Below are 15,227 nucleotides of genomic sequence, written 5' to 3' on the forward strand. Positions count from 1 at the left end.
TTTTAATTCAAATTATAGTGTTTCAAAGAAATCAAGTTCTTTGCTATCTTCTGATAACTGAACAATAGCTCTTTTACGATTTGGGCGGAATCCTCCGTATCGTCCCATACGCTTGAACTTGCCTTTTTTGTTTAAAGTATTTACGTTAACAACGTTCACTCCAAAGATTTCTTCAACTGCAACTTTGATTTGTGACTTGTTAGCTTCTTTACTTACTTCGAACGTATACTTCTTTTCTGCCATTAGATCTGCAGTGTTTTCTGTAATGATAGGGCGCTTAATAATATCACGTGCATCTGTCATTATGCAAGCACCTCCCCTGCTTTTTCAGCTGCCTCTTTTGTTAAGATCAGCTTGTCATGCGTAAGCAAGTCTAATACATTTACTTCGCTTACTGTTAAAACTTTTACGTTTTTTAAGTTGTTAGCAGATTTCGCTAATGCTTCATTTGTGTCTGCTGTAACGATTAATGCTTTTGCATCTACATTCAATGAAGAAAGCATAGAAATTACTTCTTTGGTTTTTGGTGTTTCGATTGCGATTCCTTCTAATACCACTAAGCTATCTTCTTTTACTTTTGAAGAAAGAGCAGATTTAAGCGCTAATCTACGTACTTTTTTCGGTAATTTGTAGCTGTAGCTTCTTGGAGTAGGGCCGAAAACTGTTCCACCGCCTACCCATTGTGGTGAACGGATTGAACCTTGACGTGCACGACCTGTACCTTTTTGACGCCATGGTTTACGTCCACCACCACGTACATCAGAACGGTTCTTAACAGCGTGAGTACCTTGACGTAAAGATGCGCGTTGCATCAAGATTGCGTCATGTAGTACATGCTCATTTGGTTCGATTCCGAATACCGCATCGTTGATTTCTACATCACCAACTTGTGATCCACTTTGATTAAATAGTGCTACTTTAGGCATGACATATCCTCCCTTCGGTTAATAATTAGTTAGCCTTTAATGCACCCGTAATTTTCACGAATGATTTTTTTGCACCTGGAACATTTCCTTTTATTAAAAGAAGATTGCGTTCTGCATCTACTTTAACGACTTCTAAGTTCTGGATTGTAATTTGTTCTCCACCCATTTGGCCAGGTAGTTTTTTACCTTTGAATACTTTTGCAGGGTCTGCAGCTGCACCCATTGAACCTGGAGATCTATGATAATGAGAACCATGTGACTCCGGTCCACGTTGTTGATTGTGACGCTTGATCGAACCCTGGAATCCTTTACCTTTTGAAGTACCTGTTACATCAATTACATCTCCTGCTTCAAAAACCTCTACGTTTATCTCTTGACCTAATTCAAATTCATCAAGATTCACGTTACGGAATTCACGAATGAAGCGCTTAGGATTGGTATTTGCTTTTTCAGCATGTCCCTGTCCTGGTTTGTTTGTACGGTTTTTCTTTTGATCAGCAAAACCTATTTGGATTGCTTCGTAACCATCGTTTTCTTGTGTACGCTTTTGCAGCACAACATTTGGTTCAGCTTCTACTACTGTTACAGGGATTAATTCGCCTTCTTCAGAGAATAGCTGAGTCATGCCGATTTTGCGACCTAAGATTCCTTTCGTCATCCGTTACACCTCCTAAAATGTTCATTTATATTATAATTTAATTTCAATATCTACACCGGACGGTAAGTCAAGACGCATTAGAGCATCAACCGTTTTTGGTGTTGGACTTACGATGTCAATTAGACGTTTGTGTGTACGCATTTCAAATTGCTCACGAGAGTCTTTATATTTGTGTACCGCACGCAAAACTGTGTAGATCGATTTTTCCGTTGGTAACGGAATCGGACCAGACACTCCTGCACCAGATCTTTTTGCAGTATCCACAATCTTATCTGCTGACTGATCTAAAATACGGTGATCGTACGCTTTTAAACGAATTCTAATTTTTTCTTTTGCCATTATTTTCCCTCCTTTTCGCCCATTTAGATAATAGACTTTCTCCGCGAAAATTCCTTGGTACACTTGCCATGGCAAAGGGGCCAGGTGTGCCAACAACCTTCCGCATCATCGCCTGTTTTATGACCAACATTATTCATTATATAGGTTTCTAAAGGCGATTGCAACATTTTATGCATATTTTTTAAGATTTTTTCTCAACAAACAACCATCAGCAAAATACCATTATCCTACATTCAAATAGCCAACAAAAACATCTCCTTAAATTTTACACTAAAGCGACATATATGGAGTGGTAATTATGAGATATTACAACTGCATAACCACCACTTCGGCTTATCCGCTTCCTTTCCGCGGGTTTTTCTCCTCAGCTAACTTTTTAAGCAAAGTACGCTTAAAAAGTGGGTCTTCAGATAAAAACTTCCCGCAGGAGTGGAAGCGGATGCCTGCGCTTTATTACGTTTTACAACTAAAGTAAGAATAAAAAGGTTGGCTTTATTTCAATGAAGACTATGAGTTTGTTCTTAGAAAACGTATCTTTATTAGCAATATTAGCTCATTTATGTAACAATCCAAAATGTTAGCATTTGCACTTTTTGTAGAGCATCATTCAGCGTAGGCGGCCACTTCCACTCCTGTGGGATCGTTTTACCTGAAGATCCACTTTTTTAAGCGGTTTTTGCTTGAAAAAGTTAGCTGAAGGGAAAACCCCACGGAAAGGGAAGTGGGCAAGCCGAAGCGGATACCATGTACATATCCTATTTCAAAATTGCCACCAGAGTTGTATCGCATTTTTCTTCTTTTATTTTTTTGAAAATATGGTCATTACATTAGCAAAAAAAGCAGGTAGCGTTTGGCTACCTGCTTTTTTGTATGTCATTGATTACTCAATGATTTGTGCTACGACACCTGCACCTACTGTACGTCCACCTTCACGGATTGAGAATTTAGTTCCATCCTCGATCGCGATAGGAGAAATAAGGTTTACTGTCATTTCGATGTTATCACCAGGCATTACCATTTCCACACCTTCAGGTAACTCGATTACACCAGTTACGTCAGTTGTACGGAAATAGAATTGTGGGCGATAGTTTGAGAAGAATGGAGTGTGACGTCCACCTTCGTCTTTTGATAGTACATAAACTTCTGAGCGAAATTTAGTATGTGGAGTAATAGTACCTGGCTTAGCAAGTACTTGCCCACGGTTAATGTCTTCACGTGCAACACCACGAAGTAATGCACCAATGTTGTCACCAGCTTCTGCATAATCAAGAAGCTTACGGAACATTTCTACACCAGTAATTGTAGACTTAGATGCTTCTTCAGCAAGACCGATGATTTCGATTTCGTCACCAACTTTTACAACACCACGCTCAACACGTCCTGTTGCAACAGTACCACGACCAGTGATTGAGAATACATCCTCAACTGGCATCATGAATGGTTTTTCAGTATCACGGTCTGGACGAGGAATATAATCATCAACTGCATCCATAAGTTCAAGGATTGCATTAACGTATTGCTCTTCACCTTCAAGTGCTTTAAGTGCAGAACCTTTAAGTACTGGCACATCATCACCAGGGAAATCATATTCGCTTAATAGATCACGTACTTCCATTTCAACTAGTTCTAGAAGTTCTTCGTCATCTACCATATCAACTTTGTTTAAGAATACTACAATCGCAGGTACACCTACTTGACGAGAAAGTAAGATGTGCTCACGAGTTTGTGGCATTGGACCATCCGCTGCAGATACTACAAGGATAGCTCCGTCCATTTGTGCAGCACCAGTGATCATGTTTTTAACATAGTCAGCGTGACCTGGGCAGTCAACGTGTGCATAGTGACGGTTATCAGTTTCATACTCAACGTGTGCAGTTGAGATAGTGATTCCACGTTCTTTTTCTTCAGGAGCACCATCGATTTGATCGTATGCACGTGCTTCCCCGCTACCATATTTGTTGAAAAGTACGTTAGTGATTGCTGCTGTTAAAGTTGTTTTACCATGGTCAACGTGTCCAATTGTACCAATATTAACGTGGTCCTTGGAACGGTCAAATTTTTCTTTAGCCATGTATATTTCCTCCTTTAGATAAGTAAAAATTATTTTTTATTTTCATGTATCTCAGCTTAGAAAATAGAATTCTAAGCCTACAATACAAGTTATACGTTAGATTGTGAAAAAAATCAATTATTCACCAGCATTTTTCTTAACAATTTCTTCTGAAATACTCTTTGGTACTTCTTCATAGTGATCGAAGTGCATTGTATAAGTACCACGACCCTGTGTATTAGAACGAAGAGCAGTCGCGTAACCAAACATTTCTGCAAGTGGAACAAATGCTTTAACTACTTGTGCTGGTCCACGAGCTTCCATACCTTCTACTCGTCCACGACGAGAGGTCACGTCACCCATAATATCACCCATATATTCTTCTGGGATTACGACTTCTACTTTCATCATTGGCTCAAGTAGCACAGGGTTACATTTGTTTTTAGCTGCCTTAAGTGCCATAGATGCTGCTACTTTAAATGCTGTTTCGTTAGAGTCAACATCATGGTAGCTACCATCATATAATGTAGCTTTTACATCGATTAGTGGGTAACCAGCAACTACACCATTTTCCAGTGACTCTTTGATACCTTGTTCAACAGAAGGAATGTACTCACGTGGCACAACACCACCAGTAATTTTGTTTACGAATTCGTATCCTGCGCCTTCTTCGTTAGGTTCAAATTTAACCCAAACGTGACCGAATTGACCACGACCACCAGATTGGCGAACGAACTTACCTTCTACTTCCGCTGAACTACGGAATGTTTCACGATAAGATACTTGTGGTGCACCCACGTTAGCTTCTACTTTAAACTCACGCTTCATACGATCCACTATAATATCAAGGTGAAGCTCACCCATACCAGAAATGATCGTTTGACCAGTCTCTGTGTTTGTTTCTGTTTTAAATGTTGGATCTTCTTCTGCAAGTTTACCTAAGGCAATTGACATTTTATCCTGATCAGCTTTTGATTTTGGTTCAATTGCAACTGAGATAACTGGATCAGGGAAGTCCATAGATTCTAGAATTACGAGGCTTTTCTCATCACATAGAGTATCACCAGTACTAGTATCTTTCAAACCAACTGCACCTGCTATATCCCCTGCATAAACTTCTGGAATTTCCTCACGAGAGTTTGCGTGCATTTGTAGGATACGTCCTACACGTTCACGTTTATCTTTCGTTGAGTTTTTTACGTAGGAACCTGACTTTAATGTACCAGAGTATACGCGGAAGAATGTAAGCTTACCAACAAAAGGATCTGTTGCTACTTTAAACGCTAATGCAGAGAATGGTTCTTTGTCATCAGCCTTACGAGTAACTTCTTCTTCTGTTTGTGGTACATGTCCTTCAATTGGAGGGATATCTAATGGTGATGGTAAGTAATCTACAACACCATCAATTAGTAATTGTACCCCTTTGTTTTTGAATGCTGAACCACAGAATACCGGGTAGAATTCAACACTTAGAGTTGCTTTACGTACAGCAGCTCTTATTTCGTCATTAGAAAATTCTTCACCTTCTAAATAACGTTCCATAAGGTCTTCATCAACTTCAGCCACAGCTTCTATTAAGCTCGTACGGTATTCTTCAGCTTGTTCTTTATATTCTTCAGGAATTTCTCTCGCTTCAGTACGAGTTCCTAAATCATCTTCATAGAAGTAAGCTTCCATTGTAATTAAATCGATGATACCGTCGAATTCATCTTCAGCACCAATAGGAAGTTGTACTGGGTGAGCATTTGCTCCCAGACGATCTCCTAAAGTTCCTACTGAATAAAGGAAATCTGCACCGATTTTATCCATTTTGTTTACAAAAACAACACGAGGTACACCGTATGTTGTCGCTTGACGCCAAACTGTTTCCGTTTGAGGCTCCACACCAGATTGAGCATCTAGTACAGCTACCGCACCATCAAGTACACGGAGTGAACGTTCAACTTCTACTGTGAAGTCTACGTGTCCAGGTGTATCAATAATGTTGATGCGGTGACCTTTCCATTGTGCAGTTGTTGCTGCAGAAGTTATGGTAATACCACGTTCTTGCTCTTGCTCCATCCAGTCCATTTGAGAAGCACCTTCATGTGTTTCCCCAATTTTATGGATACGTCCCGTATAGAATAAAATACGCTCTGTTGCAGTAGTTTTACCAGCATCGATGTGAGCCATGATACCGATATTACGTGTTTTCTCCAAGGAGAACTCTCTTGGCATGAATCTTTCTCCTTCCTATAACGAATATAGTTTGTTTTCTTACCAGCGATAGTGAGCAAATGCTTTGTTTGCTTCTGCCATTTTGTGCATATCTTCGCGTTTTTTCACTGATGCACCAGTGTTGTTAGAAGCATCTAGAATTTCATTAGCTAAACGCTCTTCCATTGTTTTTTCCCCGCGCAAGCGTGAATAGTTAACAATATAACGTAAACCAAGTGCTTGACGACGTTCAGGTCTAACCTCAACTGGTACTTGGTAGTTTGAACCACCAACACGACGAGCACGTACTTCAAGTACTGGCATTACATTTTTCATAGCTTGTTCGAAAGCATCCATAGCATTTTGTCCGCTACGTTCTTGTACTAATTCAAACGCACGATATAAAATCTTTTGCGCTTTACCTCTTTTTCCATCAACCATAATTTGATTGATTAAACGTGTAACAAGTTTTGAGTTGTATAACGGATCTGGTAAGACATCACGCTTTGGTACTGGTCCTTTACGTGGCATATCTTCCCCTCCTTCCTGTATCTATTATTTTAATCAATTTATTTTTTCGGTTTTTTCGCACCGTATTTAGAACGGCCTTGCATACGTCCTTCAACACCTGAAGTATCAAGTGCACCACGAACGATGTGGTAACGAACCCCTGGTAAGTCTTTTACACGACCTCCACGAATTAACACAACACTGTGTTCTTGTAGATTGTGACCAATTCCAGGAATGTATGCTGTTACCTCGATTTGGTTTGACAAACGTACACGCGCATATTTACGAAGTGCAGAGTTTGGTTTCTTCGGAGTAAGCGTACCTACACGAGTACATACACCACGCTTTTGCGGTGCAGACTGGTCAGTTGCTACTTTTTTACGACTATTGTATCCTTTATTCAAGGCTGGTGAGTCAGATTTTCTTGTCTTTGTCACACGACCTTTACGTACTAATTGATTAATAGTTGGCATCTCTATTTCCTCCTCTCTTTTCTAAAGATGTAATACCACACATCCAGGTGGTTCATAATAGAGCAAAAAACAAAGTCTTCGCAAAAAATTGCCAAAACTTTATTGTTTGATCGCTACAGTTGCTGCACCTACATCTATCCCACATGCTTTCCCTAGTTTTTTCATAGAATCCACATAGAAAAATGGAATATTATGATCGGATGCAAGCCGTGACACTTTGCTAGTTATGTGCAAATCTGCATCATTAGCAATGATCACTTCTTTTGCTTGACCATTTTTGATGGCTTTTAACACTTGTTTTGTTCCGATTATCTTGTCAGTGTTTATCTGTGCCACTTTTTCATAAGACATGTGTATATCCTCCAAAGTAACAAGGATAACGGAAGCACCTTAAATATACTATCATCACAAAAAATTAATGTCAACTTATATTTTGAAAAAACAATAATAATTTAAAGTGTCTCATTCATCCCTTGTTTTCTATCAAGTAAATGATATAGGTGGATTACCTACAACATGTTTTGTAGATAACCCTTGTCACCTTGTCTATCACGGTGGAATCGTCAAACCCTCAACAAAAAGCTTCAAGTGTTAGCAAAGAAGCTAAGTAGGGGCTAAACGAACGCTAACTTTCTGATATATTTCGCTGATCATAATGGGGAGTTTTACACTCCCTATTATGAAGCCTTACTTTATTGTGTGATTTCTTCTTCCGATTCTACTTCAGGAATCTTTGTTGGATCTACTGCTAATTTCTCTTGAATGCGACGGTAGCGTTGCATTCCAGTACCAGCAGGAACAAGTTTACCGATAATAACATTCTCTTTTAGACCTAATAATTCATCACGTTTTCCTTTAATGGCTGCATCTGTTAAGACTCTTGTTGTCTCTTGGAAGGAAGCAGCAGATAGGAATGAGTCTGTTTCAAGAGATGCTTTGGTAATACCTAATAGAACCGGACGACCTACTGCAGGTTGACCACCTGTTAATAGTGATTGTTTGTTAGCATCCTTGAATTGGTGAATTTCAAGTAAAGAACCAGGTAGTACTTCTGTATCACCAGAGTCAGCAACGCGCACTTTACGAAGCATTTGTCTTACCATTACTTCAACGTGTTTATCGCCGATTTCTACCCCTTGCATACGATATACTTTTTGTACTTCTTTAAGAAGATACGATTGTACACCGTCAATACCTTGAATTTTCAACAACTCTTTCGGATCGATCGAACCTTCTGTTAGAGCTTGACCAGCTTCTACTTCTTCCCCGATAGAAACTTTTAGTCTTGCCCCATATGGCGCAGTATATGTCTTCGTTTCAACGGCACCTTGCACCACAATTTCTTGTTTATCTTTCACTTCAGTAACGTCTTGTACAGTACCAAAGATTTCTGATATAACAGCTTGCCCTTTCGGATTACGCGCTTCGAAAATTTCCTGGATACGCGGTAAACCTTGGGTAATATCGCTACCGGCAACCCCACCTGTGTGGAATGTACGCATTGTTAACTGTGTACCAGGTTCACCGATTGATTGTGCGGCAATAATACCTACTGCTTCACCAACTTCAACTTCTTCACCAGTTGCTAAGTTGCGACCGTAACATTTTTTACATGCACCATGTTTGGTGTTACATGTGAAGACAGTACGGATGATCACTTCTTCAATACCCGATTCCACAATTTCTTTAGCAGCATCTTCTGTTATTACTTCATTTTTGGCTACAATTAGATCTTGTGTTTCTGGATGGCTAACATTTTGGAATGCTGTTCTTCCAATTAGTCGATCTATTAATGGTTCAATTAATTCTGTACCTTCTTTAATAGACGAAACCGTTAAGCCACGGTCAGTTCCACAGTCTTCTTCACGGATAATCACATCTTGCGCAACATCTACAAGACGTCTCGTTAAATAACCAGAGTCTGCGGTCTTAAGTGCTGTATCGGCAAGACCTTTACGTGCACCGTGAGTAGAAATAAAGTATTCTAATACCGTTAGACCTTCACGGAAGCTTGATTTGATCGGTAACTCAATGATTCGACCTGCCGGGTTGGCCATTAGACCACGCATACCTGCTAACTGTGTAAAGTTAGATGCATTACCACGAGCACCTGAATCACTCATCATAAAGATTGGGTTACGAGGATTCAAGGATTTCATTAACTTATCTTGAATCGTATCTTTCGCTCCGGACCAAATCGAAATAACACGATCATAGCGTTCTTCATCGGTAATTAAACCTCTACGGAATTGTTTAAGTACTTTATCGACTTTTTCCTGAGCTTCCGCTAAGATTTCTTCTTTTTCAGAAAGTACCACAATGTCAGACACACCAACTGTAATACCAGCTTTTGTTGAATAGGCAAAACCTAAATCCTTCATTCGGTCAAGCATTTTAGAAGTTTCGCTAATTTTGAATTTCTTAAATACTTCTGCAATGATATCTCCTAAAATACCTTTTTTGAATGGTAACAGGATATCACGGCTAGCAATTTCTTCTTTGATATTGACACCAGGTTCAACAAAATATTTATCTGGTGTTGCAACTTCTAAGTTCGTCTGTGTCGGCTCATTCATATATGGGAATGATTCAGGCAACATATCATTAAATATTAATTTTCCGACAGTTGTAATCATCAATTTCTCTGTTTGTTCTTTTGTGAAGGATTCTTTATTTAAAGAACGTGGGTGAATAGCCACTCTTGTGTGTAAGTGTACATACCCGTTATGATAAGCAATTAATGCCTCATTAAGGTCTTTAAATACCATACCTTCACCAATCGCATTCTCACGTTCCAGCGTTAAATAATAGTTCCCTAACACCATATCCTGTGAAGGTGTAACAACTGGCTTTCCATCTTTAGGGTTTAAGATGTTTTGCGCTGCAAGCATTAAAATACGCGCTTCCGCTTGTGCTTCTGCAGATAATGGCACGTGTACCGCCATTTGGTCTCCATCAAAGTCAGCATTATAAGCTGTACAAACAAGTGGATGCAGACGGATCGCACGACCTTCCACCAACGTTGGTTCAAATGCCTGGATACCCAAACGGTGAAGTGTCGGAGCACGGTTTAATAGTACTGGATGTTCTCTAATAACATCTTCTAGTACATCCCATACTTCTTCATGTAATCTTTCAATTTTACGTTTTGCCGATTTGATATTATGAGCTAAACCTCGATCGACTAGCTCCTTCATAATAAATGGCTTGAAAAGTTCTACTGCCATTTCTTTCGGCAATCCACACTGATACATCTTTAAATGTGGTCCTACGACAATAACAGAACGTCCGGAATAGTCCACACGTTTACCTAACAAGTTTTGACGGAAACGACCTTGCTTCCCTTTTAACATGTGTGATAAAGATTTTAATGGACGGTTACCTGGTCCTGTAACAGGACGGCCACGACGACCATTATCAATCAACGCATCAACTGCTTCTTGGAGCATTCTTTTTTCATTTTGCACAATAATGCTTGGTGCGCCAAGATCCAATAGTCTTTTCAGACGATTATTACGGTTAATTACACGACGATATAAGTCATTTAAATCAGAAGTAGCAAAACGTCCACCATCAAGTTGAACCATTGGTCTTAATTCAGGTGGAATAATCGGTAAAACATCCAATATCATCCAACTAGGGTCGTTACCTGAATTACGGAACGCCTCTAAAACTTCCAAACGCTTAATTGCTCTTGTTCTACGTTGACCTTGCGCAGACTTTAATTCTTCACGAAGTAAGTCTACTTCTTTATCAAGATCGATATCTTGTAAGATTTTTTTAATCGCTTCAGCACCCATTTGTGCTTTAAAAGAATTACCATACTTATCACGATAGGCACGGAATTCTTTTTCTGAAAGTAATTGTTTCTTTTCTAATGCTGTGTCACCAGCGTCCGTTACAATGTATGCAGCAAAGTAGATTACTTCCTCTAATGCACGAGGAGACATATCCAAAACTAATCCCATTCGACTTGGAATTCCTTTAAAGTACCAAATATGTGATACAGGTGCAGCTAATTCAATATGCCCCATACGCTCACGACGAACTTTAGCTTTTGTCACTTCAACGCCGCATCGATCACAGACAACGCCTTTATATCTGACACGCTTATACTTTCCACAATGACATTCCCAATCTTTTTGCGGGCCAAAAATACGCTCGCAAAACAAGCCATCTTTCTCTGGCTTTAATGTACGATAATTAATTGTTTCTGGTTTTTTTACTTCACCAAATGACCACGAACGAATCTTATTTGGTGACGCCAATCCTATCTTCATAAATTCAAAATTATTTACATCTAACAAGGGGTCAACCTCCCTTTTGTCTTTGGGTTTTCATTCGTTTTGCTATTTATTCTTAGGGATAATTCACACCCGATCACCCTTAGGTAAGTTTGATCGGGTTAGATTGCTTACAGTCTCATCATTTCACAAATCAGCTAGTGGTCTCTTCTATTTCTAGATTGAAATTATCGGCTGATTGTGTATCATCATCTTCGTCATCTCGAAGTTCGATTTCTTGCTCATCTCCAGATAACATCTTAACGTCCATACCTAAACTTTGTAACTCTTTAATCAATACTTTGAATGATTCAGGAATTCCAGGTTCAGGTACGTTATCACCTTTAACGATTGCTTCATAAGTCTTCACACGACCTACTGTATCATCCGATTTGACGGTTAAGATTTCTTGTAACGTATAGGCAGCACCGTACGCCTCTAATGCCCATACCTCCATCTCACCAAAACGCTGACCACCGAACTGTGCTTTACCACCTAGCGGCTGTTGCGTAACAAGTGAATATGGACCTGTTGAACGAGCATGCAATTTATCATCGACCATGTGAGCAAGTTTAATCATATACATAACCCCAACAGACACACGGTTATCAAATGGTTCACCTGTACGACCGTCGTAAAGAATTGATTTCGCATCTCTTGGAAGTCCTGCTTCCGCTAAGGTATCCCACACATCTTCTTCACGCGCACCATCAAAGACTGGTGAAGCGACATGAATTCCAAGTTGTCTTGCAGCCATACCTAAGTGTAGCTCAAGCACCTGGCCGATGTTCATACGAGACGGCACCCCTAATGGGTTTAACATAATATCAATTGGTGTTCCATCAGGTAAGAATGGCATATCCTCTTCTGGTAATATTTTAGAGATAACCCCTTTATTACCGTGACGACCAGCCATCTTATCGCCTTCATGAATTTTACGCTTCTGTACGATATAAGCACGAACCAATTGGTTTACACCCGGTGGTAATTCATCGCCATCAGCACGGTTGAAAATCTTAACATCCAACACAATACCACCTGCACCATGTGGTACACGAAGCGATGTATCACGAACTTCACGAGCTTTTTCACCGAAAATAGCATGTAATAATCGTTCTTCAGCTGATAATTCGGTCACACCTTTTGGCGTAACTTTTCCTACAAGAAGATCGCCATCTTCCACTTCAGCACCAACACGGATAATGCCACGTTCATCAAGGTCACGCAACGCATCTTCTCCGACGTTCGGGATATCACGTGTGATTTCCTCTGGTCCTAACTTGGTATCGCGTGCTTCTGACTCATACTCTTCAATATGAATGGAAGTGTAGACATCATCTTTGACTAGACGCTCACTCATGATGATAGCATCCTCATAGTTATAACCTTCCCAGGTCATAAACCCTACCAAGACGTTTTGACCAAGAGCAAGTTCACCTTTTTCCATAGAAGGACCATCAGCTAAAATTTCACCTACTGTTACCCGATCGCCTTTTGATACGATCGGACGTTGGTTGTAGCAAGTACCTTGATTCGAACGGATGAATTTCTGCAAACGATAACGATCAAGGTCACCTTCTACTTCTTTTCCGTTCACTTCTGAGATACGTCGCACAAGCACTTCTTTTGCTTCTACTCGCTCTACAACACCTTCATGCTTACAGATAACAGCTGCACCTGAGTCTTTACCAGATACGTACTCCATACCTGTACCAACGATTGGTGATTTTGGTTGCATTAATGGAACAGCTTGACGTTGCATGTTCGCACCCATAAGCGCACGGTTAGAGTCGTCATTTTCTAAGAAAGGAATACATGCTGTCGCAGCTGACACAACCTGCTTAGGTGAAACGTCCATATAATCTAATTTTTCACGTTTTACAATTGTGTTTTCACCACGGAACCTTGCAATAACTTCGTCATCGGTAAATGTTCCATCTTCATTAAGTTTTGCATTTGCCTGAGCTACTACGTAATTATCTTCTTCATCTGCTGTTAGGTAATCCATTTGGGATGTTACTCGCCCTGTTTCTGGATCGACACGACGATAAGGCGTTTCAATAAAACCAAATTTATTTACTTTCGCATAAGATGATAATGAGTTAATCAAACCAATATTCGGACCCTCAGGAGTTTCAATCGGACACATACGACCATAGTGTGAGTAGTGAACGTCACGCACTTCAAAACCAGCACGCTCACGGGTTAAACCACCTGGTCCTAATGCAGATAAACGTCTCTTATGCGTTAATTCTGCTAATGGGTTTGTCTGATCCATAAACTGAGATAACTGAGAGCTACCAAAGAATTCTTTAATAGAGGCAATCACAGGTCGAATATTAATTAATTGTTGTGGCGTAATGGAAGATGTATCTTGAATCGACATTCTTTCACGCACAACACGTTCCATCCGAGACAAACCAATTCTAAATTGATTTTGCAGTAACTCCCCTACAGAACGAAGACGACGATTACCTAGATGGTCAATATCATCTGTATCTCCTACTTCATGCAAAATATTAAAGAAGTAGCTAATAGCTGACAGAATATCACCAGGTGTAATGTTTTTGATACTATCATCGACATTACAATTACCTAATACGTTTAACGTTCTTTCCCCTTCAGGGTCAGTTGGATCCATGATTTTTATCGATTGAACACGAATCGGTTCCTCTAATACACCTTCATTCGGTTCTAGTACTCTTTCGCCAAAACGATCTTCATCAGAGTCTAATATAGGTAATATTTTATCTAACAAACGTCTATCTAACTTATCTCCTTTATTTGCGATCACTTCACCAGTTTCAGTATCTACTAGTGGTTCTGCAAGGATTTGGTTAAACAAACGGTTCTTTATGTGTAATTTTTTATTAATCTTGTAACGACCAACATGTGCCAGATCATATCTTTTCGGATCAAAAAATCTTGACACCAATAGACTTTTAGCGTTTTCTACTGTTGGTGGTTCTCCAGGACGAAGGCGTTCATAGATTTCTAACAGCGCCTTTTCACTTGTTTCTGTGTTGTCCTTTTCCAGCGTATTTTTTAAATACTCATTCTCACCAAAAAGATCTAATATCTCTTGGTCATCTCCAAAACCTAGCGCTCTTAATAAAACCGTGATCGGTAACTTTCTAGTACGGTCTATCCGAACATGAACGACATCTTTTGCGTCAGTTTCGAATTCTAACCATGCCCCTCTATTCGGGATAACTGTTGCACCAAACCCGCGTTTTCCGTTTTTATCAATTTTTTGATTGAAGTAAACGCTTGGTGAACGAACAAGCTGAGATACAATAACACGTTCCGCACCATTAATAATGAATGTACCTGTTTCGGTCATTAATGGGAAGTCTCCCATGAAGACTTCTTGCTCTTTCACTTCACCTGTTTCGTTATTCAACAAACGAACCTTTACTCGAAGAGGAGCGTTGTATGTCACATCTCTTTCCTTTGATTCATCGACTGGATATTTTGGTTCACCCAGGCTATAATCGACAAATTCTAAGGATAAATTTCCTGCAAAATCCTCGATTGGAGAAATATCTTGAAACATTTCTCGTAATCCCTCATCTAGGAACCATTGATAGGATGCTGTTTGAATCTCAATTAAATTTGGTAATTCTAATACCTCGCTGATACGCGCATAGCTTCTGCGTTGGCGGTGTCGTCCGTATTGAACTAGTTGACCTGTCAACTGATTCACCCCTCGATCAATATTAAAAGATAGTTGCTATGAAAATAGCACAAATGAAACCACACTTACCTATTTATACTTTACTTACTATAGGG

11 protein-coding genes are annotated in these 15,227 nt (G+C 39.7%); all 11 read right to left on the reverse strand.

What is annotated here, in order from left to right:
- Positions 1-12 precede the first annotated feature (12 nt).
- The 11 genes from rplW to rpoB all read right to left on the reverse strand — a co-directional run bounded on the left by rplW (position 13) and on the right by rpoB (position 15,132).
- The gene (gene rplW, locus BN3107_RS00700) at positions 13-303 is read right to left on the reverse strand and encodes a 50S ribosomal protein L23 (RefSeq protein WP_058305730.1); all 291 of its coding nucleotides are present in this window, start codon (positions 301-303) and stop codon (positions 13-15) included.
- On the reverse strand, positions 303-926 hold the full coding sequence (rplD, locus tag BN3107_RS00705; RefSeq protein WP_058305731.1) for a 50S ribosomal protein L4: 624 nt from the start codon (positions 924-926) through the stop codon (positions 303-305). Before rplD ends, rplW begins: the two co-directional genes overlap by 1 nt.
- 25 nt (positions 927-951) lie before the next feature.
- A complete protein-coding gene (rplC, locus tag BN3107_RS00710; RefSeq protein ID WP_058305732.1) occupies positions 952-1,584 on the reverse strand; it encodes a 50S ribosomal protein L3 in 633 nt (210 codons plus the stop codon).
- Between the two features lie 30 nt (positions 1,585-1,614).
- On the reverse strand, positions 1,615-1,923 hold the full coding sequence (rpsJ, locus tag BN3107_RS00715; protein WP_058305733.1) for a 30S ribosomal protein S10: 309 nt from the start codon (positions 1,921-1,923) through the stop codon (positions 1,615-1,617).
- 880 nt (positions 1,924-2,803) lie between these two features.
- Entirely contained in the window at positions 2,804-3,994 is a 1,191-nt protein-coding gene (tuf, locus tag BN3107_RS00720) for an elongation factor Tu (protein WP_058305734.1), read from the reverse strand.
- Positions 3,995-4,111: 117 nt separating this feature from the next.
- Positions 4,112-6,190, reverse strand: a complete 2,079-nt coding sequence (gene fusA / locus BN3107_RS00725; RefSeq protein ID WP_058305735.1) for an elongation factor G — start codon at positions 6,188-6,190, stop codon at positions 4,112-4,114.
- 39 nt (positions 6,191-6,229) lie between these two features.
- On the reverse strand, positions 6,230-6,700 hold the full coding sequence (gene rpsG / locus BN3107_RS00730; protein WP_058305736.1) for a 30S ribosomal protein S7: 471 nt from the start codon (positions 6,698-6,700) through the stop codon (positions 6,230-6,232).
- Positions 6,701-6,738: 38 nt separating this feature from the next.
- Complete coding sequence (gene rpsL / locus BN3107_RS00735; protein ID WP_058305737.1) at positions 6,739-7,152, reverse strand: 30S ribosomal protein S12; 414 nt, start codon at positions 7,150-7,152, stop codon at positions 6,739-6,741.
- Between the two features lie 99 nt (positions 7,153-7,251).
- Positions 7,252-7,503, reverse strand: a complete 252-nt coding sequence (locus BN3107_RS00740) for a 50S ribosomal protein L7ae-like protein (RefSeq protein WP_058305738.1) — start codon at positions 7,501-7,503, stop codon at positions 7,252-7,254.
- A 341-nt stretch (positions 7,504-7,844) separates the two neighbouring features.
- Positions 7,845-11,459 (reverse strand): DNA-directed RNA polymerase subunit beta', encoded by a 3,615-nt coding sequence (rpoC, locus tag BN3107_RS00745; RefSeq protein ID WP_058305739.1) that lies wholly within the window; start codon positions 11,457-11,459, stop codon positions 7,845-7,847.
- Between the two features lie 130 nt (positions 11,460-11,589).
- A complete protein-coding gene (gene rpoB / locus BN3107_RS00750; RefSeq protein WP_058305740.1) occupies positions 11,590-15,132 on the reverse strand; it encodes a DNA-directed RNA polymerase subunit beta in 3,543 nt (1,180 codons plus the stop codon).
- Positions 15,133-15,227 lie beyond the last annotated feature (95 nt).

This window comes from Gracilibacillus massiliensis, from assembly GCF_001458115.1.
Taxonomy (GTDB): Bacteria; Bacillota; Bacilli; order Bacillales; family Amphibacillaceae; genus Gracilibacillus; species Gracilibacillus massiliensis.